Here is a 22,394-nt window from a genome sequence, read left to right on the forward strand (position 1 = left end):
CAGGCGACATCCCGCCCGCTTCCGGCGGACTTCACCTCGGACTTCGCCCCCGCTACTTTCTTCGTGACCCGCTCGGCGGCCATGCTGGGCGGTGACGGCCTGCCGGGCCCGGCATGATTGCTGCCCCCTGTCCTCGATGATCCGGGGGGTGTTGTCACCGGGCCTGGTTGGCGGTGTGTGATCGCTGATAGGGGCTGGACCCGAGTGTCGCGCGTCAGACTTTGTGGCAGGACCATTGATTGAGTCCTGAGCGGAGAGTTCGACATGGGAAGACCACCTGTGATCCCGGTGGAGAAGAAGACGAGGATCGTGCTGAGCATCCTCGCCGGCGAGATGACGATCGCCGAGGCGGCCAGGCGCGAGAAGGTCAGCGAGCAGTCGATCGGCCGGTGGAAGGCGGACTTCCTCGAGGCCGGGAAGACGAGTCTCGCGGCGGGCAAGAACGGGCCCTCGACCCGGGAGCAGCAGCTCGAGGCGGAGGTCGCGGAGCTGACCCAGGCGCTCGGTGAGGCGGCGGTCGAGATCCGGGTATGGAAGAAGTCCGCGGAGGGACGCTTGGGCCCTTCGAGGACCTCGAGGTGATCCGCGTCGAGGCGGGCATGTCGACCGCGAGGTTCTGCAAGCTGATCGACATGCCCGAACGCACCTGGCGACGCTGGCAGGCCAAGGCGCGGCAGGAACAGCCGCCGAAGGGGCCGCGGCCGCAGCCGGCGAGGGATGCCGCTCGGCCGCTGGTGGTGAAGCATGCGTTGGCGAAGCCGGCGTGGGGTCACCGGAAGATCTGGGCGATGACGCGGCACGACGGGCACAAGGTGTCGCAGGCGACGGTGCTGCGGCTGCTGCGTGACGACGGGCTGATCCTGCCGTCGGAGTACCAGAAGCAGCGTCGGGAGTTGGCGAAGGACCGGAAGGCAGCGTTCGCTCGCAACCCGACCGGACCGAACCAGGTGTGGCAGCTGGACTTCAGCGAGTTCGAGACCACCCAGGGCGGGACCTGGCGGATCGCGGGGTGTCGGGACTGGTTCTCGAAGCTCGAGTACCCGTTCCATGTGTCGCCGACGGCGAACCAGTACGACGCGATCGCCGCGATCGATCTCGCCTTGGCCGAGTACGAGCGTCTGTTCGGGCACCCGCTCGTCGACGAGTGTGAGGTCGATGCGGACACCGGGGAGCTGCTGCCGGTCCTCACCATCGTCACGGACAATGGCGGCCCGTTCCGGTCGTTGAACTTCGAGTTGTTCATCATGCGTCACCCCGAGCTTCGGCATGTCCGCACCCGGGTGAAGTCGCCAGGCCAGAACGGGTCACGCGAACGCGGGTTCGGGACGCTGAAGTACGAGCGGCTGTTCCTCGACGAGATCCCGGACGCCTTGACGCTCATCGAGCGGGCCGAGGACTACCGAGTCGAGTTGGTCAACGATGTCGCGACTCAGGCGTCAACGATCACCGACGAGGTCCGCACGATCGGCTGTCAACGATGTGATGAATTCCAACACCCCCTCGCGCACGAAACGAGGCCCCGGTCCCACGGACCGGGGCCTCGATCGTTTCGTCCTAGACCGCCCCGACGCCGAAAACCAACCCCAGCCCGTAGGTGATCGCCGCCGCCCCGAAGCCGATCGCCAGCTGCCGCAGAGCGCGGCGCAGCGGCGGGCCGCCGGACAGGATGCCGACCATGGCGCCCGTGCTGAGCAGGGCGACGCCAACGAGGATCAGGGCCGTGACGATCGCTGTGGTCCCGCTGAGTCCGAAGATCCACGGCAGCACGGGGACGATCGCGCCGGAGGCGAAGAGCAGGAAGCTGGAGAGCGCGGCGGTCCAGTCGCTGCCGACGATCTCGTGATCCGTGCCGACCGCGCCGACCGGCCCGGTGGCGGCGCGGCGCACGCCTTCGCGGGCGGCACTGACGATGCGCCGCGCGCGCTTCAGCGCCTCGTCCTGATCCATCCCGCGGGCGCGGTAGACGAGGGCGAGCTCGTTCTCGTCGATGTCGAGGTCTGCGGCTGCGGCATCCGCATGGTCGTTGGCCTCCGTGGCGGCCAGCAGCTCGCGCTGGGAGCGCACCGACACGAACTCCCCCGCCCCCATCGAGAGCGCCCCGGCGAGAAGCCCGGCGATGCCGCTGAACAGCACGAAGCTGCTGCTCACCCCGGTCGCGCCGATTCCGAGCACCAGGGCGAGATTGCTGACCAGGCCGTCGTTCGCGCCGAACACCGCCGCGCGGAACGATCCGGACAGGCGCCGCCGGCCGCGGGCGGCGAGCCCGCGCACCACCTCGTGGTGGACCTTCTCGTCGGCGCGCATCGCCGGAGTGGCGTACTGCTCGGCGTCGTACGGCGACCGCGCCTCGGCGCTCTGCGCGAGGGCCAGCACGAAGATGAGCCCGAAGCGGCCGGCCATCCAGGCCAGCATGCGTGAACGGATGCCTGCGGAGGGCAGCCTCGCCGGCTCCCCGCCGAGCAGGTCGAGCCAGTGCTGCTCGTGACGACGCTCGGCATCCGCCAGCGCGGTCAGGATCTCCCGCTCCTCGCCGTCGCGACGGGCGGCGAGCCGGCGGTACACGGCGCCTTCGGAGCGCTCCTCGACGAGGTAGCGCGCCCAGCGCTTCCGGTCGGCGGCGGTCGGCTCAGCGGGGGCCTGCATGACTCTCCTCACGGGTCGGGACAACCGTTCCACGCTATCGGCGGCCCGGCTGCCGGATGCCCCGGGATGCCGGATTGCCAGCATTTCGGGCATCCGAACCCGCTCCGCGAACGCACTCAGGAGCGGACGCGCTTGCGGAGCAGGTCGATCCGCGCCTGCAGCTGGGCGACCGTGGCCTGCGCGACGGCGGGGCCGCCGCAGAGCCGACGGAGCTCGGCGTGCACCGCGCCGTGCGGCTCGCCGCTCTGGCGCGCGTACAACCCGACCAGGCTGTTCAGCAGCTGGCGCTGTTCGCGCAGCGTGCGGTGCAGCGGGGGCGGCAGCGTGGTCGTCTGCTCGGGGCCCTGCGCAGCCTCGCGCGCCTCGCGGAGCCGGCTCTGCCGGGCCTGACGCTGCATGAGCAGTTCGTGCACGTGCTCGGGTTCGAGGAGCCCGGGGATGCCGATGAACTCCTCCTCCTCGGGTGTTCCGGGTTCGGCGAGCTGGCCGAACTCCTTGCCCTCGAACACGACGCGGTCGAAGTGCGCGACCGACGAGATGGCCTGATAGCTGAACTCCTGCGTGAGCGCGTCGGAGGCCTCCTCCTCACGGTTGGCGCTCTCCAGCAGGGAGTCGTCGAAGCCGTCGTCGTCCTTCGTCTGCCGGTCGAGGGCGTGGTCCCGCTGGCGCTCCATCTCGTTGGCGAGGGTCATCAGCACGGGCACGTTGGGCAGGAACACGCTGGCGGCCTCGCCGCGCCGGCGGGCGCGCACGAACCGGCCGATGGCCTGTGCGAAGAACAGCGGGGTCGAGGAGGAGGTGGCGTACACCCCGACGGCCAGGCGCGGGACGTCGACCCCCTCGGACACCATCCGCACGGCCACCATCCAGCGGCTGGTACCGGCGCTGAACTTCTCGATCCGCTCGGAGGCGGTGGCGTCGTCGGAGAGGACGACGGTCGGGTGCTCGCCGGTGATGCTGTGCAGGATCTTCGCGTAGGCGCGGGCGACGGTCTGGTCGGTCGCGAGGACGAGCCCGCCGGCATCCGGGACGTGGTGGCGGATCTCGCTCAGCCTGCGGTCGGCGGCGGAGAGCACCGCCGGCATCCACTCCCCCTCCGGATCCAGTGCCGTGCGCCAGGCCTGCGAGGTGACGTCCTTGGTGTTGTCCTGTCCGAGGTGCGCCTCGAGCTCGTCGCCGGCGCTGGTGCGCCAGCGCATCTTGCCGGCGTACATGTGGAACAGCACCGGGCGGACGACGCCGTCGGCGAGGGCGCGGCCGTATCCGTAGCGGTAGTCGGTGCTGGAGACGCGCGCGCCTGACTCGTCGGGCAGGTACTCGACGAACGGGATCGGGGCGGTGTCGCTGCGGAACGGCGTACCGGAGAGCAGCAGGCGGCGCTTCGCGGGCGTGTACGCGTCGCGGATCGCGTCGCCCCAGCTGAGCGCGTCGCCGCCGTGGTGCACCTCGTCGAGGATGACGAGGGTCTTCGCGGACTCGGTGAGATGCCGGTGCACGCTGGACTTCGCGGCGACCTGGGCGTAGGTGACGACCACGCCGTGGTATTGGCGCGACGGCGCCCAGTGGCTGTTGCGGAAGCGGGGGTCGAGGCGGATGTGCACGCGCGCGGCGGCATCCGCCCACTGCGTCTTGAGGTGCTCGGTGGGGGTGACCACGATCACCCGGTCCACCTCGCCCATGCGCAGCAGCTCGACCGCGAGCGTGAGCGCGAAGGTGGTCTTACCGGCGCCCGGCGTCGCGGCGACCAGGAAGTCGCGCTTGTCGGCCCGGAAGTACTCCTCCAGTGCCTCCCGCTGCCATGCCCTGAGCTTGTCGGCCGTCCCCCACGGCGCACGCTGAGGAAAGGACGGAGAGAGCATCGCCTCTACGATAATCCAGCCCGCGGACACCGCTCGGCTGCCCCGGCGCGGGGCGGGGGTAGGCTCGCATGCGGTGCCGCCACCACCCCCGGCGCACCGCGAGCGAAGGAGAGCACGATGCCCGATCAGGACTCGGCCCGCACCCCGCACCGCGACAACGAGGGCACGCATCCCTGGCGGCGGTTCGTCGCGATCGGCGACTCGTTCACGGAGGGGATCGGCGACCCGGACCCGAACGTGCCGGGCGGGCACCGCGGGTGGGCCGACCGCGTCGCCGAGGTGCTGGCGCAGGACGCGGACGACTTCGCCTACGCGAATCTGGCCGTGCGCGGCAAGCTCATCGCGCAGATCGTCGCCGACCAGATCGAGCCCGCTGTCGCCCTGAGGCCGGATCTGATCTCGATCTGCGCGGGCGGCAACGACGTCATCCGCGTCGGCACGGATCCGGACGAGATCGCGCAGCAGCTGGAGGACGCCGTCGCAAGGCTCGCCTCGACGGGGGCGGCCGTCGTCCTCTTCACCGGGATCGACACCGGCTTCACGCCGGTGTTCCGGCCGTTCCGCGGCAAAGTCGCGATCTACAACGAGAACGTGCGGGCGATCGCCGATCGTCACGACTGCATCGTGGCCGACCAGTGGGCGCTGAAGGTGGTGCAGGACCCGCGGTTCTTCGCCGACGACCGGCTCCACTACAACGCGCTCGGGCATCACGAGGTGGCGCGGATGGTGCTGCGGGCACTGAACGTCCCGAACGAGCTGCAGGCCATGCAGCCCGACCCGGTACCGGTGAAGACCTGGCGCCAGGCTCGTGCGGAGGACATCAGCTGGGCTCGGGAGCACCTGGTGCCGTGGGTGCTGCGACGGCTGCGCCACCAGTCCTCGGGGGACAACGTCACGCCGAAGCGGCCGGATGCCGCGCCGGTCGCGTTCCTGGACGCGGAGTAGCCTTCGCGGCCCCTGCCGGTGCGCGTGGTCGCGCGGGGGCGGGTGGGGTCAGTGGGTCAGGGCCCAGAGGGCGACGGCGGCCGCGGATGCCACGTTGAGGGAGTCCACCCCGCCGGTCATCGGGATCGTCACGATCCGGTCCGCCGCGTCCAGCGCGGCGGGTGACAGCCCGTCCCCTTCCGTGCCGAGCATCAGGGCGACGCGTGCCGGTCGCGCGGCGGCGTAGGCGTCGAGCGGGACGGCGTCCTCCCGGAGGGCGAGGGCGGCGAGCTCGAAGCCGAGCCGGCGCATCTCGTCGGCGGCATCCGGCCAGTCGCCGATCCGCGTCCACGGCACCTGGAACACGGTGCCCATGCTCACGCGGACGCTGCGCCGGTACAGCGGGTCGCCGCACCGCGGGGACACCAGCACGGCGTCGGCACCGAGGCCGGCCGCGGCGCGGAAGGCGGCGCCGACGTTGGTGTGGTCGACGATGTCCTCGAGCACGACGACGAGCCGGGCATCGCGCACGACGTCGGCGACGGTCGGAAGGGCGGGCCGGTGCATGGCCGCCAGCGCGCCGCGGTGCACCGCGAAGCCGGTGACCTGCTCGGCGACCGTGTCCGGGACGACGAGGACGGGGATGTCGAGGGCGCCGACGAGGCTCGTGACCTGTCCGAGCCACTTCTCCTGGATGAGGACGGAGCGCGGGACGTGCCCGGCGCTGAGCGCGCGCTCGATCACCTTCATGGACTCCGCGATGTAGAGGCCTCCGGCCGGCTCGTGCACGCGGCGCAGCGCCATGTCGGTCAGAGCGCGGTAGTCGTCGAGACGGGGATCGCCCGGATCGGTGAGGCGCACGACATGCATGCGTCCACTCTGTCAGCGATGTCGGTGTCAGGCGATGTCAGCGACGTCGGTGTCAGGCGATGTCAGAAGGGGGCGAGCGCTGTTTGCCGTTGCTCGAGCGGACCCCAGAGATCAGGCGTGCGAGAGACGCCCCCGGGAGCGTCCGGCGGGGTGAAGGTGACGGTGTTCTGGGGTGGCGGCTGGTCGATGTAGATGCGGCCGGTGGGGCTGGTCCATTCCATCAGTCCGCCGGGCAGCTGCCGCACATGCCAGGGCGCGCAGTGTTTGAGCACGTGGTGCCGTCGGCAGAAGTCGCCGAGATTGTCGGCGCGAGTGGCCCCGCCGAGGGCGGCGTCCTGATGATGGTCCAGGTCGCACAGGCGCGCCGGGTAGCCGCAGGCGACGAACCGGCAGCGCTGATCGCGGGCCTTCAGATGCCGTTTCAGGTCTGCGCCGGGCCGGTACCGATCCACCGCGAGCATCGCCCCGGTGAACGGGTCGGTGAGCACCCGGTCCCACCCGGAGGCCGCGCCGGCGAGCATCCGCGCGGTACGCAGATCGATCGGCGAGCGGCCGTTCAGCATCGCCGGCGGCAATCGGCCCCCGGTCCACACGCTCGACCCGACGCCCGCCGACACCGGTGCGCGGCCCGTGCCGGCGAGGAAGGCGCCGGCAGCCGCTCGGACGGCCGTGAGGTCGCAGCCCATCAGCGTCATCGCGGGGACGGTGATCTCCACCTGCGCGGTGATGCCTGCAAGCAATCCCTCCGGGGTGTCGTGCCCGGCCGGGGTGCCGGTGAGCACGAGATCGGCGAGCAGATCCGCCCGCAACTGCCCCAGCGTCCGGTCATCGGAGGCGCGCAGCTCCCGCTCCGGATCCTCCCCAGCGGCGCGGGCGAGGTCGCGGGCGGCGCGGGCGTTCTCCGCCTTGACGGTCTGCGCCATGCGGGTGAGCCGGTCGAACATGCCGTGCACGAGCGCCGCCGGGCCGGACATCCCCAGTTCGGCGCACCCGTCCGCACCGTCCTTGACCCACACGCCCCGCCGCGCCCGCTGCTCCCGATGCCGCTCCTCGATCGACCGCGGCTGGAACCGCTCGGCCAGGCGCGCTGCGATCTTGCGCAGCCGGTTCGGCGACTCGTGCTCCGCGACCTCCAACGCCAGCGCGGCGAACGCCGCCCGATCGCTCGCCTCCGTCAGCCCCGACCCGGCATCGGCGATCACCCGTGCGTGCCCGGCGTTGATCCGCCCCTCCCCCTGCGCTTCCCACACCGACGGGAACAGGGTCACCAGCGCCGAGGCATCCGACATCCGCCGCTGCACGGTCCGGTCGCTGACCCGCAGCAGCGCGCCCAGCTCCGCCGTCAGCGACCGGATCGACATGTCCCCGCCATCGGGGTGCTCCGCCTCCGCCGCGATCTCGACCGCGAGCTGCGCGCCCACCGCGAGGAACCCGTCGCGCATCGCCTGCAGGCGGGTCAGCACCCCCTCGATCTCGCCGACCGAGCACACCAGCCGCTCCAGCGCCGCGGCCTTGTCGGCACTCACATCCAGCAGCTCTTTGTTCATATCTCCACTACACCACGGGCCACCGACATTGGTACTTACGTTCGAGATCGGCACGATGGGCGCGGCCATGACGGAATCGACGATGGTCGGCAGCCCCGCGGCCGCGGCGGAACGGGGCGCCACATCCCGGCTCCCGGCCCGCACCCGCTCCTGCCGACCTAGACTCGGGCAGGTGCGGACGAGCGAGCAGCAGCAGGCGCCGGAGGACCTGGTCGCGCAGGCGGCCGATGTCCTCCGCGGTCGCAGGATCGCCGTGCTCACGGGCGCCGGCATCTCCACCGACTCCGGCATCCCCGCCTACCGCGGCGCCGGGGCGCGGACGCGCGGGACCCCGATGACGATCCAGACGTACCTGGCCGACGAGTCCGCCCGCCGCCGCTATTGGGTGGGCGGGCACCTCGGCTGGCGGGCGTTCACCTCCACGGAGCCCAACGGCGGCCATCTGGCGCTCGCCGCGATGGAACGCGCCGGCGCGGTCACCGGGGTCGTCACCCAGAACGTGGACGGGCTGCACCTGCGCGCCGGGAGCACCCGCGTCGTGGAGATCCACGGAACGATGCGGAGGGTCCTCTGCCTGGACTGCGGTCAGGTTTTCGACCGTCGCGACGTCGCCGCCCGCCTGGAGGAGCTCAACCCGTGGATCACCGTCCCGGAGAGCATCGTCCTCAATCCGGACGGCGACGTCTCCCCCGAGAGCACGGCGGGGTTCGTGATCCCGCCGTGCACGGTGTGCGGCGGGATGCTGAAACCGGACGTGGTGTTCTTCGGCGAGTACGTCCCGGCCGACCGCTTCCGCGCCACCGAATCGCTGCTGCGCGGCTCCGACGCGCTGCTCGTGGCCGGCACCTCGCTCGCGGTGAACTCCGGCGTGCGCGTGATCGAGCGGGCGCGCCGGCGCGGCATCCCCCTGGTCATCGTGAATCGCGAGCCGACGCGGGCGGATGCCTGGGCGGACGTCGTCGTGCCGGGCGGCACCACCGAGGTGCTCGGCGGCCTGGCCCGGATGCTCGGCGCGGGGGCTCTCAGGCCGCTCACGTAGTCTCGAGGGGTGACCCTTCTCACCCTCGTCCGCCACGGTCAGACCGACTGGAACCTCGCGCGCCGCATCCAGGGCTCGACCGACATCCCGCTGAACGACACCGGGCGTGCCGATGCGCACGCCGCCGCGGCAGTGCTCGCAGAGCTGCGGCCGGACGCCATCTACGCCAGCCCGCTGATGCGCGCGCGGGAGACCGCGCAGATCATCGCAGGCGCGCTGGGGCTGCCCGAACCCGGGGTGACCCGGGGGCTGCGGGAGCGCGAGTTCGGCGACGGCGAGGGGATGCTGGTCGCCGACTACCTCGCCCGGTACGGCGACTGGCACGCCGAGGTTCCCGGTGCGGAGACGATGGCACAGGTGCGCGACCGCGCCCTGGACTCGCTCGAGCGCATCGTGCGCGCATCACGTCGGCGTTCCGCACCCCGGGCCGAGTCCATCGTCGTGGTGAGCCACGGCGGCGTCATTCGCGCCCTCCTCCAGCACGTGTCGGGCGGAACGCTGCCCCGAGAGGGCGACGTGCTGCGCAACGGCTCGGTGCACCGCTTCCTCGCGGAGCGCGGAACGCTGCGCCTGCTCGACGATGTGCCGGTGCAGGCCGTCGCCGCGGCGGACACCGCCGTCGTCACGGCGGAGACCGTCGAAGCCTGACGCGCGCAGGGCGACCCGGAGGTGAGAGGCGGCACGAACCGGCTCACGCGCGGGCCAGCAGCGATCGAGCGTGCCGCAGCACCGGCTCGTCGATCATGCGGCCCTGGAAGCGGAACACGCCCCGCTCCCCCTCGGCGGCGGCGAGCACGGCGCGCGCCCACGCCAGCGTGTCCTCGTCGGGCCGGTAGGCGGCGCGGATGATCGGCACCTGCCGCGGGTGGATGCACGCGGTCGCCCGGAAGCCGGATGCCACCGCATCCGCCGCCTCGGCGGCCAGCCCGTCCTCGTCGTCGATGTCCAGGTGCACGGCGTCGATGGCGGCCTTGCCGTGAGCCCCGGCGGCGAGCAGCACCTGGGCGCGGGCGACACGCGCCACGTCGCGGTAGCGTCCGTCCGCGAAGCGACTGGCGGTGCCGCCGAGAGAGGCGACCAGGTCCTCCGCGCCCCACATCAGCCCGGCGACCCGCGGATGCGCGGCGATGGTATCGGCCGCTCGCACTCCTCGAGCGGTCTCGCACAGCGCGAGCACGCGATAGTCCTCCCCGAAGACGTCGAGCGCCCCGGCATCCTCCGTCTTCGCGGTCATCACCGTCCGGAACGGGGTGCGTGCGACCGCCGCGAGGTCGGCGTCGAAATCCGCCGAGCCGGCCGGGTTCACCCGCACGATCACGCGGGTCGGGTCCAGGTCGGCCGCGACGATGCTCTCGCGGGCGCTCGCCTTCGCGCCGGGCAGCACCGCATCCTCCAGATCGAGGATGACGGCATCCGCCTTCGCCAGCGCTCCGGCGAAGCGCTCCGGACGGTCGGCGGGGCAGAACAGCAGCGCGGGACCGAGATCGAAGGACATTCATTCCCCTTCCGGCATGCAGCGCACGAGGACGGTCCGGGTCGCGGTGGCGACCACCGTGCCGTCCTGATTGCGCCCGGTGTGCGCGATCGTGCAGATCCCCTGCCCCGGGCGTGAGGACGACAGCCGCTTCTCGGTGATGACGCTCTCGGTGTACAGCGTGTCGCCGGGGAACAGCGGATGCGGGAACGCGATGTCCCCCAGCCCCAGCTGCGCGACCAGGGTGCCCTGCGTCAGCTGCGCCACCGACGAGCCCACCATCGTCGACAGCGTCCACATCGAGTTCATCAGGCGCTGCCCGAACGGCTGCTGCGTCTCGGCGAACGCGGCGTCCAGGTGCAGCGCCTGCGTGTTCATCGTGAGCGTGGTGAACAGCACGTTGTCGGCTTCGGTCGCGGTGCGGCCCGGCCGGTGCAGGTACCGGGCGCCGACCTCGAACTCCTCGTAGTACAGCCCGCGCTGGACGATGTCGGTCATGGCGCCACGCTACCCCGCGAGTCCCAGCGCCCGCGCGATCACGAGCAGCTGCACCTCGGTGGTGCCCTCGCCGATCTCGAGGATCTTCGAGTCGCGGTAGTGTCGCGCCACCGGATACTCGTTCATGAAGCCGTTGCCGCCGAAGATCTGCGTGGCGTCGCGGGCGTTGTCCATCGCCGCCTCGCCGGAGACGAGCTTCGCGATCGCCGCCGCCTCGGCGAACGGTCTGCCGGCGTCCCGCAGCCGGGCCGCATGGTGCCAGGCCAGCCGCGCGGTGTGCACGCGCGCCCGCATCCGGGCCAGCGTGAACTGCGCGTTCTGCCGGGTGCTCAGCGCCGCCCCGAACACGGTCCGCTTCTGCGCGTAGTCGACCGCGGCCTCCAGGCATCCCTCCGCCGCTCCGGTCGCGAGAGCGGCGATCGCGATGCGGCCCTCGTCGAGGATGCTGAGGAAGTTGCGGAAGCCGGCGCCGCGCTCCCCGAGCAGGTTGCCGGCGGGAACCCGCGCGCCCTGCAGGGTGAGCGGATGCGTGTCGGATGCCCGCCAGCCGACCTTGTCGTATCCGGGTTCGACGGTGAAACCGGGCGTGCCGTTCGGCACGATGATCGTGGAGATCTCCTTGCGCCCGTCGGGGGTCTGATCCGTGACGGCGGTGACCGTGACGAAGCGCGTGATCGGCGTCCCGGAGTTCGTGATGAACTGCTTGCTGCCGTCGATCACCCACTCGTCGCCTTCCAGGCGGGCCGTGGTGCGGGTGGCTCCGGCGTCGCTGCCGGCCTCGGGCTCGGTGAGGCCGAAGCCGGCCAGCGCCTCGCCGGCGAGCAGCGCCGGGAGGTGCTCCTGCTTCTGCTGCTCCGATCCGAACCGGTACACCGGCATCGCCCCGAGGCTGACCGCCGCCTCCAGCGTGATCGCGATGGACTGGTCGACCCGGGCGAGCGCCTCGATCGCGATGCCGAGGGCGAGGTAGTCGCCGCCCTGTCCGCCGTACTCCTCGGAGAACGGCAGGCCGAACAGGCCCAGCTCCCCCATCTGCCGCACCACCTCCATGTTCAGGGCGTGGCTGCGGTCCGCCTCGTACGCCTGGGGGGCGACCACCTGTTCGGCGAAGTCGCGCACCATCGCCGCGAGCTCGCGCTCCTCGTCGTTGAGGTCCTCGGTCATGCTGTCTCCTCCTCGCTCACGCGGGCGACGGGTTGGTCGCGCCGCACCTGGTCGCCGAGCGCGACCAGGAGGTGCACCGTGCCGTCGTGCGGCGCGAGCACCGGATGCTCCATCTTCATCGCCTCGATCGAGACGAGCGGGTCGCCGGCGCGCACCCGCGCACCGTCCGGCACGTGCACGGCGACGACGCTGCCGGGCATGGGCGCACGGCCCTCCGGCTGGCGCGGCCCGGTGGCCGGCAGTCGCTCGGCGAGCCGCCGCTCCATGCGGGCGCGCCGGCTCAGCGGCCGCAGCCGCACGGTCCTGCCCTCCTCCGCGACCCAGACCGCACCGTCCTCGTCGACGGCCGCCGGCAGCGCCGGCGTCCCGCTTCCCGCATCCGGCGCCTCGAGGGTCTCGTCGTCGTCGGTGAGGAAGGCGACGGCCGGCTCCGGCGCACGCTCGCCGAGGCGCCAGCCGCGCAGCTCGCGCCACAGCGGGCCCACCCCGGACGGCCCCGCCCCCGACGGCCCCGCCGAGTCCGCAGCGGCGCCCGCCCCGGCGGCGGATCGGGCGACGGATGCCGCGGCGGCCAGCATCCGCTCGCCCGGCGCACCCGTGCGGAACGGCAGGAGCGTCTCGATGAGGCCGGTGTCCAGATCGCCGGCGCGCACCCGCTCGTCCTGGCAGAGCGCGCGCAGGAAGGCGATGTTCGTCTCCACCCCGAGCACGACGGTGTCGGCGAGGGCGGCGTCCAGCCGGCGCAGCGCCGTCTCGCGGTCGGGGCCGGCGGCGACGACCTTCGCGATCATCGGGTCGTAGAACCCGGTCACCGCCGAACCGGTCTCGATCGCGGCATCCACGCGCACCCCGGCCGGCGCGTCGAAGAGCAGCACGGTGCCCGTCTGCGGCAGGAAGCCGCGCTCCGGCGACTCCGCGTACACGCGCGCCTCGATCGCGTGACCGCGCACCGGCGGCGCCTCGGGCAGCGCCTCCCCCGCCGCGACCTGCAGCTGCAGCGCGACGAGGTCGAGGCCGGTGACCTCCTCGGTGACCGGGTGCTCCACCTGCAGCCGGGTGTTCATCTCGATGAAGAACACCTCGTCCACGGCATCCGCATCCACGAGGAACTCGACCGTGCCGGCACCCACGTAGTGCACGCTCTCCGCGGCGCGCACGGCGGCCTCGAACAGGAGCTGCCGCACGGGGTCGGGCAGGTTCGCGGCCGGCGCCTCCTCGATCACCTTCTGGTGCCGGCGCTGCAGGGTGCACTCCCGCTCCCCCAGCGCCCGCACGGTGCCGTACCGGTCCCCGAACACCTGCACCTCGATGTGCCGCGGGCGCCGGATCAGCCGCTCCAGCACCAGGGTGTCGTCGCCGAACGCGGCCGCGGCGACGCGCCGCGCGGAGGCCAGGGCCGCGGCGAGCCCGTCGCCGTCGCGGACGATCTCCATACCCTTGCCCCCGCCTCCGGCGCTGGGCTTGACGAGCAGCGGGTAGCCGACCTCGGCCGCCCGCCGCCGGATCTCCTCCTCGCCCATGCCCGCGGCGCTGAAGCCTGGCACCACCGGGACGCCGTTCCGCGCCACGTGGTCGCGCGCCCTCGCCTTGTCCCCCATGACCTCGAGGGCCTCGGCATCCGGTCCGATGAAGACGACGCCCGCCTCGGCGCACGCGGAGGCCAGCGCCATGCTCTCGGACAGGAAGCCGTATCCGGGGTGGACGGCGTCGGCCCCCGTGCGCCGCGCCGCATCCACGATCGCGTCGACCCGCAGGTACGAGTCGGATGCCGCGGGGCCGCCGATCCGCACCGCCGCATCCGCCTCGCGCACGTGCGGGGCATCGGCGTCGGCGTCGCTGTACACGGCCACGCTGCGGATGCCGAGACGGCGCAGCGTCCGGATCACGCGGCGGGCGATCTCGCCCCGGTTGGCGACGAGCACGGTCTGGAACATCACGGCCTCACATCCGGAAGACGCCGAAGCGCGGCGCTTCGACGGGCTCGGCACCCCGTAGCGGGCTGCGGGAGACGACGTCGAGGGCGAGGCCGAGCAGGTCCCGGGTGCGGTCGGGGTCGACGATGCCGTCGTCCCAGAGCCTCGCGGTCGCGTAGTACGGTTCGCCCTGCTCCTCGTACTGGGCGCGGATCGGGTCCTCGAAGGCGGCGCGCTCCTCTGCCGTCCACGACTCGCCGCGGGCGGTGAGCTGGTCCTCCTTCACGGTGGCGAGGACGGATGCCGCCTGCGCGCCGCCCATCACCGAGATGCGGCTGGCCGGCCAGCTCCACAGGAACCGCGGCGAGTACGCCCGCCCGCACATGGAGTAGTTGCCGGCGCCGAACGAGCCGCCGATGATCACGGTGAGCTTGGGCACCCGTGTGGTGGCCACCGCGGTGACCATCTTCGCGCCGTCCTTGGCGATGCCGCCTGCCTCGGCGTCCGTGCCCACCATGAAGCCGGTGATGTTCTGCAGGAACAGCAGCGGGATGCCGCGCTGATCGCACAGCTCGATGAAGTGCGCGCCTTTGAGCGCGGATTCGCTGAACAGCACGCCGTTGTTGGCGATGATGCCGACCGGATGCCCGTGCAGCCGGGCGAACGCGGTGACCAGCGTGGTCCCGTACTCGGCCTTGAACTCGCGGACCGATTCGGCGTCGACGAGCCGGCCGATCACCTCGCGCACGTCGTAGGCGGCGTTGACGTCGACCGGCACCACGTCGTACAGGCTCCCCTGCACCGCCGGCGGACGGGACGGCTGCACCTCCCAGGCCGGCGCCGCGGGCGGCGGCAGGGTCGCCACGATGTCGCGCAGGATCTCCAGGGCGTGCTCGTCGTCCTCGGCCAGGTGGTCCACGACGCCGGAGCGCCGGGCGTGCAGCTCGCCGCCGCCCAGCTCCTCGGCGCTGACCACCTCGCCGATCGCCGCCTTCACCAGCGGCGGGCCCCCCAGGAAGATCGTGCCCTGGCCTCGGACGATGACCGTCTCGTCGCTCATCGCCGGCACGTATGCACCGCCGGCGGTGCATGACCCCAGCACGGCGGCGAGCTGCGGGATGCCCGCGGCCGACATCCGCGCCTGGTTGAAGAAGATGCGCCCGAAGTGGTCGCGGTCGGGGAACACCTCGTCCTGCTTGGGCAGGAACGCCCCGCCGGAGTCGACGAGGTAGAGGCACGGGAGCCGGTTCTCCAGGGCGATCTCCTGGGCGCGGAGGTGCTTCTTCACGGTGAGCGGGAAGTAGGTGCCGCCCTTGACCGTGGGGTCGTTGCACACCACCATGACGTGCCGGCCGTGCACCAGTCCGATCCCGGCGATCACGCCCGCGCCGGGGGCCTCGCCGCCGTACAGACCGTGCGCGGCGAGCGGAGCGACCTCCAGGAACGGGCTGCCCTCGTCGAGCAGACGGGTGACGCGATCGCGCGGCAGCAGCTTGCCGCGTGCGACGTGGCGCTCGCGGGAGGCCTCGGGTCCGCCGCGGGCGGCTTCGGCGAGGCGTTCGTGCAGCTGCGCGGCGAGCTCCTGCTGGGTGAACGGCATCGTGCGTCCTCTTCGACGTGTGCGACTTCGACGTGTGCGACCTCTGCTGCGGATCCCGGCTGTGGCGCCGATCCGCGGTTTCGGTTAGTGTTCACTAATCCGATGATTCAGGTTAGCGAGGATTAACCGAGATGACAAGCACGGCGACCGCCCGCGATCGCGCGAAGGCCGAGCGCACCGACGCGATCCTGGCCGCGGCCGCGCGCCTGTTCGCCGAGCGGGGCTACTCGGGCGTGAGCCTGGAGGAGATCGGCGCCGCCGTCGGCGTGTCCGGCCCCGCCGTGTACCGCCACTTCACCGGGAAGCAGGCTCTCCTCGGCGCCGTGCTGGTGGGCGTCTCGGCGCGGCTGACGGAGGGCGGCGCCGCCGTCGCCGCCCGGGCCGAGCAGGCGGACGCCCGGATGCGCGCGCTGATCGCCTTCCACGTGGACTTCGCCCTCGGCAACGCCGACGTCATCCGGGTGCAGGACCGCGACCTGGTGCACCTCGCCGACGACGACCGCACCGAGGTGCGCCGTCTGCAGCGCGCGTACATCGATCTCTGGATCGACGCGCTCGCCGCGCTGCGCGCGGGCAGCCGGGACGAGCTGCGGCTGCGGGTGCAGGCGTGCTTCGGCCTGATCAACTCCACCCCGCACAGCACCCGCTCGGCCTCCCGCTCGCAGGCGCGGACCGCCGAGCTGCTGGCCGCGATGGCGGATGCGGCGCTGCGCGCGGACGTCTGAGCCCGCGCGCAGCGCCGCATCCGACCGTCAGAACAGCATCGCCCGGCCGGGCTGCTCGAGGATGTCGGCGACGTCCTTGAGGAACCGCCCGCCTTCCGCACCGTCCACCAGGCGGTGGTCGAAGGACAGGCTCAGCGTCATCACCTGACGCAGCGCGATCCCGCCCTCGTGCTCCCACGGCTGCCGGCGCACCGCGCCGACCGCGAGGATGCCGGACTGTCCGGGCGGCAGGATGGGCGTCCCCGCGTCGATGCCGAACACGCCGATGTTCGTGATCGAGAAGGTGCCGCCGGCGAGTTCGGCGGGGCCGGTCTTGCCGGCCCGCGCGGTCTCGGCGAGCGCCTGCAGCGCGTCGGCCAGCTCGGTGAGGGACATCCGGTCGGCGTCGCGGATGTTGGGCACGATCAGGCCGCGCTCGGTGGCGGCGGCGATGCCGAGATCGACGTAGTGGTGCTGCACGATCTCGCCGGCCTCTTCGTCCCAGCGGGCGTTCAGCGACGGGTTGCGGCCGAGCGCGAGGCAGACGGCCTTGGCGACGAGGACGAGCGGACCGATCCGGTGGCCCGAGAGCGCGCGGTCCGCCTTCAGCTGCGCGATCAGATCCATCGTCGCGGTGACGTCGACGGTGTGGAACGTGGTCACGTGCGGGGCGGTGAACGCGCTCTGCACCATCGCCTGGGCGGTGTGCTTGCGCACGCCGCGGATCGGGATGCGGGTCTCCCGCTCCGGGCCGCCCAGCGCGGGGACCGCCGACGGTGCGGCGGACGGTTCCGGCGCCGTCGCGGGTGCGAGCGGGATGCCGGCGCTGTCGGCGTAAGCGTCCACGTCCTCCCGGGTGATCAGCCGGTCGCCGACCTGCGCCGCCACGAGTACGAGGTCGACGCCCCGGCGCTTGGCGTAGGCGCGCACCGGCGGCGTGGAGCGCGGGCGCTCGCCCACCACGGGCTCCGCCGCGGCGGGTGGGAGCGCGTCATGCGGCGCGGCCTCGATGACGGCGGTGTCCGCGGCGGTGGCGGCCGGTGCCGCGGATGCCCGGCGCGGCCGGCGCCGCGGCCGGTCGCCGGCCGCGGGTGCGGCGCCGTATCCGACGAGGTTGGGCTGCGCCTTCTCCCCTGCGTCCGCGGCGGCTTCTCCCGCCGTCGCGGGGTCGTGCACCGTCGCAACCTCGTGCGCCGTCTCGCCCTGCGTGCTCGTGCCGGCGTCGGCATCCGCTCGCGTGCCGGCATCCGGCGCGACCTCCGGCGACGACGCGGCCGCGGCATCGGATGCTCCCGGTGCTCCGGCATCCGGGCCGTCGCCGGCGACGTCGAAGGCGATCAGCGGCGAGCCGACGGCTACCGTCTCGCCCGCCTCGGCGTGCAGGCTGGCGACCGTCCCCGCGTAGGGCGAGGGCAGCTCGACCACGGCCTTCGCGGTCTCCACCTCGGCGAGGGTCTGGTTGAGCGCCACGGTGTCTCCGGGCTGCACCAGCCACTGCACGACCTCCGCCTCGGTGAGTCCCTCACCGAGATCGGGCAGGCGGAACTCGGCGATCATCGCTGCGTCCCCTTCCCGTCGGCGGAGCCGTCACCGGCGACGCTGAGGCTGCTGGGGCGGTCCAGCACCCGGTCCACGGCGTCGAGGATGCGGTCGAGATCGGGCAGGTGGTATTTCTCGAGCTTGGCGGGCGGATACGGGATGTCGTGGCCGGTGACCCGCAGCGGCGGCGCCTCGAGGTACTCGAAGCACAGCTCGGTGATGCTGGCGATCACCTCGGCGGCGACCCCGGCCTCACGGGACGCCTCGTGCGCGACGACCACCCTGCCGGTCCGGCGGACCGCCGCGGCCACCGTGTCGTAGTCGACCGGCGACAGCGAGCGCAGATCGATGACCTCGAGGGAGATCCCCTCGTCCTCGGCGGCCGCGGCGGCGTCGAGAGCGGTGCGCACCATGGCGCCGTACGTGATCACCGTGGCGTCCCGGCCGGGCCGGACGATCTGCGCCAGCCCCATCGGCGGGGCGTCTGCGAGCGGGGCGGCCAGATCGACCTCGTCCTTGTGGTGGTACAGCCGTTTCGGCTCGAAGAAGACGACCGGGTCGTCCGAGGCGATCGCCTGGCGCAGGCAGCGGTACGCGTCCTGCGGGTTGGACACGGCGACCACCCGCAGCCCGGCGGTGTGCACGAAGTACGCCTCGGGCGATTCGGAGTGGTGCTCGGCCGCGCCGATGCCGCCGGCCCACGGGACGCGGATCGTGATCGGCATCCGCACCCGTCCCTGCGTGCGGTAGTGCAGCTTCGCCACCTGCGAGACGATCTGATCGAACGCGGGGTAGACGAAGCCGTCGAACTGGATCTCGACGACCGGCCGGTAGCCGCGGAAGGCGAGCCCGACCGCGGTGCCGACGATGCCGGACTCCGCCAGCGGCGTGTCGATCACGCGCTTGGGGCCGAACTGGTCGAGCAGCCCGTCGGTGATCCGGAAGACCCCGCCGAGGCGGCCGATGTCCTCGCCCAGCAGCACCACCTTGTCGTCGTCGAGCATGGCCTGGCGCAGGCCCGCGTTCAGGGCCTTGCCGAGCGTGAGCTGGACCATGTCACGCCTCCGCGAAGGTGTCGAGGTAGGCCCGGTACTGCTCGCGCTGACGGGCGAGCCCGGAGTGCGGCTCGGCGTAGACGCCGTCGAAGACGGCCAGCGGCGGGCGCGTCGTCATGCCCAGGCAGGCGGCGCGCATCTCACGGGCGGCGGCATCCGCGGCCTCCTGCACGGCGGCGAGGTGCGCCTCGTCGAGCTGACCGGCGGCGCGCAGGTGCGCCTCGAGGCGGGTGATCGGGTCGCGTCGGCGCCATGCCTCCAGCTCGGCATCGTCGCGGTAGCGCTTCGGGTCGTCGGCGGTGGTGTGCGGCCCCATCCGGTACGTCACGGCCTCCAGGTACGCCGGGCCCTTGCCGGAGCGGGCGTGTTCGAGCGCCCAGCGCATCGCGGCCAGGCACGCCAGCACGTCGTTGCCGTCGACGCGCAGGCTCGGGATGCCGAACCCGGGCGCGCGTCCGGCGAGCGGGTACTGCGACTGCAGGCCGACCGGCTCGGAGATCGCCCAGTGGTTGTTCTGGCACACGAAGACGACCGGGGCGCGGTACGAGGACGCGAAGATCATCGCCTCGTTCACATCGCCCTGGCTGGTCGCGCCGTCGCCGAAGTAGGCCACGGCCACCTCGTCGATGCCCTCGTTGCGGATGCCGAGGGCATAGCCGGCCGCGTGCAGCGTCTGCGCGCCGATGATGATCTGCAGCGGCGCCATGCGCAGCGCCGCGGGGTCGTAGGCCGCCCCCTCCTCGCCGCGCCACATGCGCACGTAGTCGCCGGGCTGGGCGCCGCGGACGTACATGACACCGGTCTCCCGGTAGCTCGGGAAGACGAAGTCCTGGGGGGCGAGGGCGCGGGCCGTGCCGATCTGCACGGCCTCCTGGCCCTGGCAGGGCGCCCACAGCCCGAGCTGGCCCTGACGCTGCAGGGCGACGCCCTCGGCGTCGATGCGGCGCAGCACGACCATGTCGCGGTGCAGGTCCCGGAGGGTCTGCGGGGTGAGGTCCGCGAGATGTCGGTCCAGCTGGGGATTCGGCACGCGGGAGCCGTCCGGAGCGAGGATCCGTTCGGCGAGTTCGAGATCGTGAGCGGTGTCCACGATCGGTGCGGTGTGCGGTGACATCGGTGTCCTCCTGACGTGCTGCCCTTGTGGGGCGTCCACGGCGACCGACGGCATCGTCGGCCCTGATTCGAGGGTACGTCCGTGTGACACCTCGCTCAAGCATGTCCGGGGCCGGTGAGCATGTTGCCCAGGCGGTGGCCGGTGCCGCCTGCTATCGTGTGGCACTATGCCCGCGCTCGACCGCACCGATCTCGATCTGCTCACCGCGCTCGCCGAGGACCCGCGGATCACCGTGGTGGCCCTCGCCGAGCGGCTCCGGCTGTCCCGCAACACCATCCAGGCGCGGATGAGCAGGCTCGAGCAGACGGGGGTGTTCCAGTCCTACGAGCGGTCGTTCTCGACCGAGGTGCTGGGGTTCCCGCTGCAGGCGTTCATCAGCATCGGCGTGCGCCAGACGGAGCTGCCGCAGATCATCTCCGAGCTGGCCCGCGTGCCGGAGATCGTGCAGGCGCACGGGCTGAGCGGCTCGGTCGATCTGCTCGCCCGGGTGGCCTGCCGCGACGCGCGCCACCTGTTCGACACGGACGCCCGCATCCTCTCGATCGACGGCGTGGAGCGCACCGAGACCTCGCTGGCGAGGGGCGAGGTGATCCCGTTCCGCGTCGCCGGGCTCATCGGCCTGGCGCGACGGGAAGCCTGAGGAAGCGACGGATCGCGGCGGCCGCCTCGGCCGGCGTCTCGTAGTGGATGAGATGCCCGACGTCGGCGATCTCGACGAGCTCGGCGTGCGGGAACATCGTCGCGAGCCTCCGCTCCGCCTCGATCGGGGTGATGTCGTCCCGCTGCGCCGCGATCAGCAGCGTGGGCACGTCGATGCGGGGGGCGAAGGCGCGCACGTCGTGCGAGACGCTGGTGACGAAGGCGTCGTGCAGCTGGTCGCGATCGGCGAACCGCGAGAAATACGTGTCGTGCTGGTCGTGGATGAAACGGCGGAGCACCGGATCCTTCGTCTTCGCCATCGCGATGCTCATCGCGCGCACGATGAGCGGATGCCGCAGCAGGGCGGTTCCGAGCCGCTCGGGCAGGCGGGCGCCGAGCGTGTAGTAGAGGATGGCGAGCCGGGTGAGCAGCCCCTTCGGCCCCTCCAGGGCCGGGGCGCCGATTGGGTTGATCAGGATGAGGCGCGGCGTCCGCAGGCCCTCCGCGACGGCCGCAGAGGCGACGATCGAGCCGAAGGAGTGGCCGAGGACCACGGCCCCCGGGGCGACCGCGGCGGTGAACGCGGTGAGCCAGCCGGTGTACGCCTCGAGGTCGTGCCGGCCGGAGGGCAGCGGCGGTGTCTCCCCGAATCCGGGGAGGTCGGGTGAGAGCACCCGGACCCCGGGCAGGAAGGCGATCACCGGCTCGAGGCCGTGGTGCTCGCCGCGGAAGCCGTGCACGGCCACGATCGTGGCCGCGGCTTCCGCGGGAGGCGGCCCGTAGACCCAGTACGCCGTGACGGAGCCGTCGATCTCCACCTCACGCCGTTCGACCGGGACCTCCGCGAGGCGCGCAGCGTAGGGGGAGGTCGCGGGCATGGTCCGAGTCTACGGGGGCGGTGTCGGAGCCCACGCTTACCCTGTCGCCATGACCCACGCAGCGCAGCTCCCGTCCTGGATCACCCGGGTCGGCGTGTTCGACCTGGAGACGACCGGTGTCGACGTGACCGCCGACCGCATCGTCACCGCCCACGTCGGCGTGCTCGACGCCCGCGGGCGGGAGATCGCCGCGCGGGACTGGCTGGCCGATCCTGGGGTGGAGATCCCGGAGGGCGCCGCAGCGGTGCACGGCATCACCACGGCGCACGCCCGGGCGCACGGCAGGCCGGCGGCCCAGGTCGTTGCCGAGATCACCCGGGCGCTGCGCACCCTGCTCGCGCAGGGCCTGCCCATCGTGGCGTACAACGCGTCGTACGACTTCTCCCTGCTCGCGCACGAGGCACGGCGGCACGGTGTTCCGGAGCTGGTGGATCCCGCGCCGGTGATCGACCCGTTCGTGATCGACAAGGCCTACGACCGCTACCGGCCGGGGAAGCGCACGCTCGAGATCGTGGCCGCGCACTACGCGGTCGGACTGGACGCCGCACACGAGGCGTCCGCGGATGCGGTCGCCGCGGGGCGCGTGGCGCAGGCTCTCGCCCGCCGGTTCCCGCTGCCAGACTCGCCGGTCGAGCTGCACACCCGGCAGATCGCGTGGGCGCGGGCGCAGGCGTCCAGCCTGACCGAATACTTCATCAGGATCGGCCGGCTGGACCCGGAACAGACCGTGGACGGCACCTGGCCGGTCCGCGGGGAATCCGCCTGAGTCCCCGCTCCGGATCCGGCGGGGTCGGGGCGGGTTTTCGCGTTCGGGGCGCACATACCCCGCCCCGAACGCAGGAATCCGCCCCAAACGGATGCGGAGGGAGAAGAGAGGCCCCGGGATAGAGTAAGCATCCCGGGGCCACCGTCCCAGCATGGCAAAGGAGAAGCG

Annotated in this window: 21 protein-coding genes; 8 read left to right on the top strand and 13 right to left on the bottom strand. The window is 72.5% G+C overall.

The window, feature by feature from the left end:
* Window positions 1-264: 264 nt before the first annotated feature.
* The gene (locus JSY13_RS06860) at window positions 265-582 is read left to right on the top strand and encodes a transposase (RefSeq protein WP_022883238.1); all 318 of its coding nucleotides are present in this window, start codon (window positions 265-267) and stop codon (window positions 580-582) included.
* Window positions 579-1,598, top strand: coding sequence for an IS3 family transposase (locus JSY13_RS06865; protein ID WP_259605997.1), 1,020 nt, complete (start codon window positions 579-581; stop codon window positions 1,596-1,598). The genes JSY13_RS06860 and JSY13_RS06865 overlap by 4 nt, the downstream gene beginning before the upstream one ends.
* Here the strand turns inward: JSY13_RS06865 and JSY13_RS06870 are convergent.
* Entirely contained in the window at window positions 1,555-2,643 is a 1,089-nt protein-coding gene (locus JSY13_RS06870) for a VIT1/CCC1 transporter family protein (protein WP_259605998.1), read from the bottom strand. The genes JSY13_RS06865 and JSY13_RS06870 overlap by 44 nt on opposite strands.
* Window positions 2,644-2,759: 116 nt before the next feature.
* Window positions 2,760-4,502, bottom strand: coding sequence for a DEAD/DEAH box helicase (locus JSY13_RS06875; RefSeq protein ID WP_259605999.1), 1,743 nt, complete (start codon window positions 4,500-4,502; stop codon window positions 2,760-2,762).
* A 117-nt stretch (window positions 4,503-4,619) separates the two neighbouring features.
* Between JSY13_RS06875 and JSY13_RS06880 the strand changes: the two genes are divergently transcribed.
* Window positions 4,620-5,447 (top strand): SGNH/GDSL hydrolase family protein, encoded by an 828-nt coding sequence (locus JSY13_RS06880; protein ID WP_259606000.1) that lies wholly within the window; start codon window positions 4,620-4,622, stop codon window positions 5,445-5,447.
* A 48-nt stretch (window positions 5,448-5,495) separates the two neighbouring features.
* On the opposite strand, the gene JSY13_RS06885 is transcribed toward JSY13_RS06880, so the two are convergent.
* A complete protein-coding gene (locus tag JSY13_RS06885; protein ID WP_259606001.1) occupies window positions 5,496-6,296 on the bottom strand; it encodes a TrmH family RNA methyltransferase in 801 nt (266 codons plus the stop codon).
* Window positions 6,297-6,358: 62 nt separating this feature from the next.
* Complete coding sequence (locus JSY13_RS06890) at window positions 6,359-7,843, bottom strand: HNH endonuclease signature motif containing protein (RefSeq protein ID WP_259606002.1); 1,485 nt, start codon at window positions 7,841-7,843, stop codon at window positions 6,359-6,361.
* Window positions 7,844-7,910: 67 nt separating this feature from the next.
* Here JSY13_RS06890 and JSY13_RS06895 point away from each other — a divergent pair, with 67 nt between their 5' ends.
* Both JSY13_RS06895 and JSY13_RS06900 read left to right on the top strand, forming a co-directional pair.
* Window positions 7,911-8,882, top strand: coding sequence for a Sir2 family NAD-dependent protein deacetylase (locus tag JSY13_RS06895; protein ID WP_259606003.1), 972 nt, complete (start codon window positions 7,911-7,913; stop codon window positions 8,880-8,882).
* Between the two features lie 9 nt (window positions 8,883-8,891).
* Window positions 8,892-9,530: a histidine phosphatase family protein gene (locus JSY13_RS06900; RefSeq protein WP_259606004.1), complete on the top strand. Its 639-nt coding sequence runs from the start codon at window positions 8,892-8,894 to the stop codon at window positions 9,528-9,530.
* A 43-nt stretch (window positions 9,531-9,573) separates the two neighbouring features.
* Here JSY13_RS06900 and JSY13_RS06905 read toward each other — a convergent pair whose 3' ends face one another.
* The 5 genes from JSY13_RS06905 to JSY13_RS06925 are packed head-to-tail and all read right to left on the bottom strand — an operon-like array spanning window position 9,574 to window position 15,531.
* Window positions 9,574-10,377 carry an HpcH/HpaI aldolase/citrate lyase family protein gene (locus JSY13_RS06905; RefSeq protein WP_259606005.1) on the bottom strand — a complete coding sequence of 268 codons (804 nt, stop codon included), beginning with the start codon at window positions 10,375-10,377 and terminating at the stop codon, window positions 9,574-9,576.
* The gene (locus tag JSY13_RS06910) at window positions 10,378-10,854 is read right to left on the bottom strand and encodes a MaoC family dehydratase (protein WP_259606006.1); all 477 of its coding nucleotides are present in this window, start codon (window positions 10,852-10,854) and stop codon (window positions 10,378-10,380) included. It lies immediately after the preceding gene.
* 9 nt (window positions 10,855-10,863) lie between these two features.
* Entirely contained in the window at window positions 10,864-12,018 is a 1,155-nt protein-coding gene (locus JSY13_RS06915; RefSeq protein ID WP_259606007.1) for an acyl-CoA dehydrogenase family protein, read from the bottom strand.
* The gene (locus tag JSY13_RS06920; protein ID WP_259608153.1) at window positions 12,015-13,952 is read right to left on the bottom strand and encodes an acetyl/propionyl/methylcrotonyl-CoA carboxylase subunit alpha; all 1,938 of its coding nucleotides are present in this window, start codon (window positions 13,950-13,952) and stop codon (window positions 12,015-12,017) included. The genes JSY13_RS06915 and JSY13_RS06920 overlap by 4 nt, the downstream gene beginning before the upstream one ends.
* Before the next feature lie 7 nt (window positions 13,953-13,959).
* On the bottom strand, window positions 13,960-15,531 hold the full coding sequence (locus JSY13_RS06925; RefSeq protein WP_259606008.1) for a carboxyl transferase domain-containing protein: 1,572 nt from the start codon (window positions 15,529-15,531) through the stop codon (window positions 13,960-13,962).
* A gap of 131 nt (window positions 15,532-15,662) precedes the next feature.
* Here JSY13_RS06925 and JSY13_RS06930 point away from each other — a divergent pair, with 131 nt between their 5' ends.
* The gene (locus JSY13_RS06930) at window positions 15,663-16,256 is read left to right on the top strand and encodes a TetR/AcrR family transcriptional regulator (RefSeq protein WP_259606009.1); all 594 of its coding nucleotides are present in this window, start codon (window positions 15,663-15,665) and stop codon (window positions 16,254-16,256) included.
* A gap of 27 nt (window positions 16,257-16,283) precedes the next feature.
* On the opposite strand, the gene JSY13_RS06935 is transcribed toward JSY13_RS06930, so the two are convergent.
* The 3 genes from JSY13_RS06935 to pdhA are packed head-to-tail and all read right to left on the bottom strand — an operon-like array spanning window position 16,284 to window position 19,943.
* Window positions 16,284-17,792, bottom strand: a complete 1,509-nt coding sequence (locus tag JSY13_RS06935; protein WP_259606010.1) for a dihydrolipoamide acetyltransferase family protein — start codon at window positions 17,790-17,792, stop codon at window positions 16,284-16,286.
* Window positions 17,789-18,829 carry an alpha-ketoacid dehydrogenase subunit beta gene (locus JSY13_RS06940; protein WP_259606011.1) on the bottom strand — a complete coding sequence of 347 codons (1,041 nt, stop codon included), beginning with the start codon at window positions 18,827-18,829 and terminating at the stop codon, window positions 17,789-17,791. Before JSY13_RS06940 ends, JSY13_RS06935 begins: the two co-directional genes overlap by 4 nt.
* A gap of 1 nt (window position 18,830) precedes the next feature.
* Complete coding sequence (pdhA, locus tag JSY13_RS06945; RefSeq protein ID WP_259606012.1) at window positions 18,831-19,943, bottom strand: pyruvate dehydrogenase (acetyl-transferring) E1 component subunit alpha; 1,113 nt, start codon at window positions 19,941-19,943, stop codon at window positions 18,831-18,833.
* A 166-nt stretch (window positions 19,944-20,109) separates the two neighbouring features.
* Between pdhA and JSY13_RS06950 the strand changes: the two genes are divergently transcribed.
* Complete coding sequence (locus JSY13_RS06950) at window positions 20,110-20,583, top strand: Lrp/AsnC family transcriptional regulator (protein WP_259606013.1); 474 nt, start codon at window positions 20,110-20,112, stop codon at window positions 20,581-20,583.
* Here JSY13_RS06950 and JSY13_RS06955 read toward each other — a convergent pair.
* Window positions 20,555-21,460, bottom strand: coding sequence for an alpha/beta fold hydrolase (locus JSY13_RS06955; RefSeq protein WP_259606014.1), 906 nt, complete (start codon window positions 21,458-21,460; stop codon window positions 20,555-20,557). The genes JSY13_RS06950 and JSY13_RS06955 overlap by 29 nt on opposite strands.
* Before the next feature lie 49 nt (window positions 21,461-21,509).
* Here JSY13_RS06955 and JSY13_RS06960 point away from each other — a divergent pair, with 49 nt between their 5' ends.
* Window positions 21,510-22,226, top strand: a complete 717-nt coding sequence (locus JSY13_RS06960; RefSeq protein ID WP_259606015.1) for a 3'-5' exonuclease — start codon at window positions 21,510-21,512, stop codon at window positions 22,224-22,226.
* The last annotated feature ends 168 nt before the right edge of the window (window positions 22,227-22,394 follow it).

Source organism: Microbacterium neungamense (genome assembly GCF_024971095.1).
GTDB lineage: Bacteria > Actinomycetota > Actinomycetes > Actinomycetales > Microbacteriaceae > Microbacterium > Microbacterium neungamense.

Coding starts and splice junctions, on each gene's coding strand:
- JSY13_RS06950 (WP_259606013.1), top strand. CDS start 20,110: ATGCCCGCGCTCGACCGCACCGATCTCGATCTGCTCACCGCGCTCGCC.
- JSY13_RS06910 (WP_259606006.1), bottom strand. CDS start 10,854: ATGACCGACATCGTCCAGCGCGGGCTGTACTACGAGGAGTTCGAGGTC.
- JSY13_RS06880 (WP_259606000.1), top strand. CDS start 4,620: ATGCCCGATCAGGACTCGGCCCGCACCCCGCACCGCGACAACGAGGGC.
- JSY13_RS06885 (WP_259606001.1), bottom strand. CDS start 6,296: ATGCATGTCGTGCGCCTCACCGATCCGGGCGATCCCCGTCTCGACGAC.
- JSY13_RS06890 (WP_259606002.1), bottom strand. CDS start 7,843: ATGAACAAAGAGCTGCTGGATGTGAGTGCCGACAAGGCCGCGGCGCTG.
- JSY13_RS06935 (WP_259606010.1), bottom strand. CDS start 17,792: ATGATCGCCGAGTTCCGCCTGCCCGATCTCGGTGAGGGACTCACCGAG.
- JSY13_RS06940 (WP_259606011.1), bottom strand. CDS start 18,829: ATGGTCCAGCTCACGCTCGGCAAGGCCCTGAACGCGGGCCTGCGCCAG.
- JSY13_RS06860 (WP_022883238.1), top strand. CDS start 265: ATGGGAAGACCACCTGTGATCCCGGTGGAGAAGAAGACGAGGATCGTG.
- JSY13_RS06925 (WP_259606008.1), bottom strand. CDS start 15,531: ATGCCGTTCACCCAGCAGGAGCTCGCCGCGCAGCTGCACGAACGCCTC.
- JSY13_RS06930 (WP_259606009.1), top strand. CDS start 15,663: ATGACAAGCACGGCGACCGCCCGCGATCGCGCGAAGGCCGAGCGCACC.
- pdhA (WP_259606012.1), bottom strand. CDS start 19,943: ATGTCACCGCACACCGCACCGATCGTGGACACCGCTCACGATCTCGAA.
- JSY13_RS06875 (WP_259605999.1), bottom strand. CDS start 4,502: ATGCTCTCTCCGTCCTTTCCTCAGCGTGCGCCGTGGGGGACGGCCGAC.
- JSY13_RS06905 (WP_259606005.1), bottom strand. CDS start 10,377: ATGTCCTTCGATCTCGGTCCCGCGCTGCTGTTCTGCCCCGCCGACCGT.
- JSY13_RS06955 (WP_259606014.1), bottom strand. CDS start 21,460: ATGCCCGCGACCTCCCCCTACGCTGCGCGCCTCGCGGAGGTCCCGGTC.
- JSY13_RS06960 (WP_259606015.1), top strand. CDS start 21,510: ATGACCCACGCAGCGCAGCTCCCGTCCTGGATCACCCGGGTCGGCGTG.
- JSY13_RS06870 (WP_259605998.1), bottom strand. CDS start 2,643: ATGCAGGCCCCCGCTGAGCCGACCGCCGCCGACCGGAAGCGCTGGGCG.
- JSY13_RS06915 (WP_259606007.1), bottom strand. CDS start 12,018: ATGACCGAGGACCTCAACGACGAGGAGCGCGAGCTCGCGGCGATGGTG.
- JSY13_RS06920 (WP_259608153.1), bottom strand. CDS start 13,952: ATGTTCCAGACCGTGCTCGTCGCCAACCGGGGCGAGATCGCCCGCCGC.
- JSY13_RS06895 (WP_259606003.1), top strand. CDS start 7,911: ATGACGGAATCGACGATGGTCGGCAGCCCCGCGGCCGCGGCGGAACGG.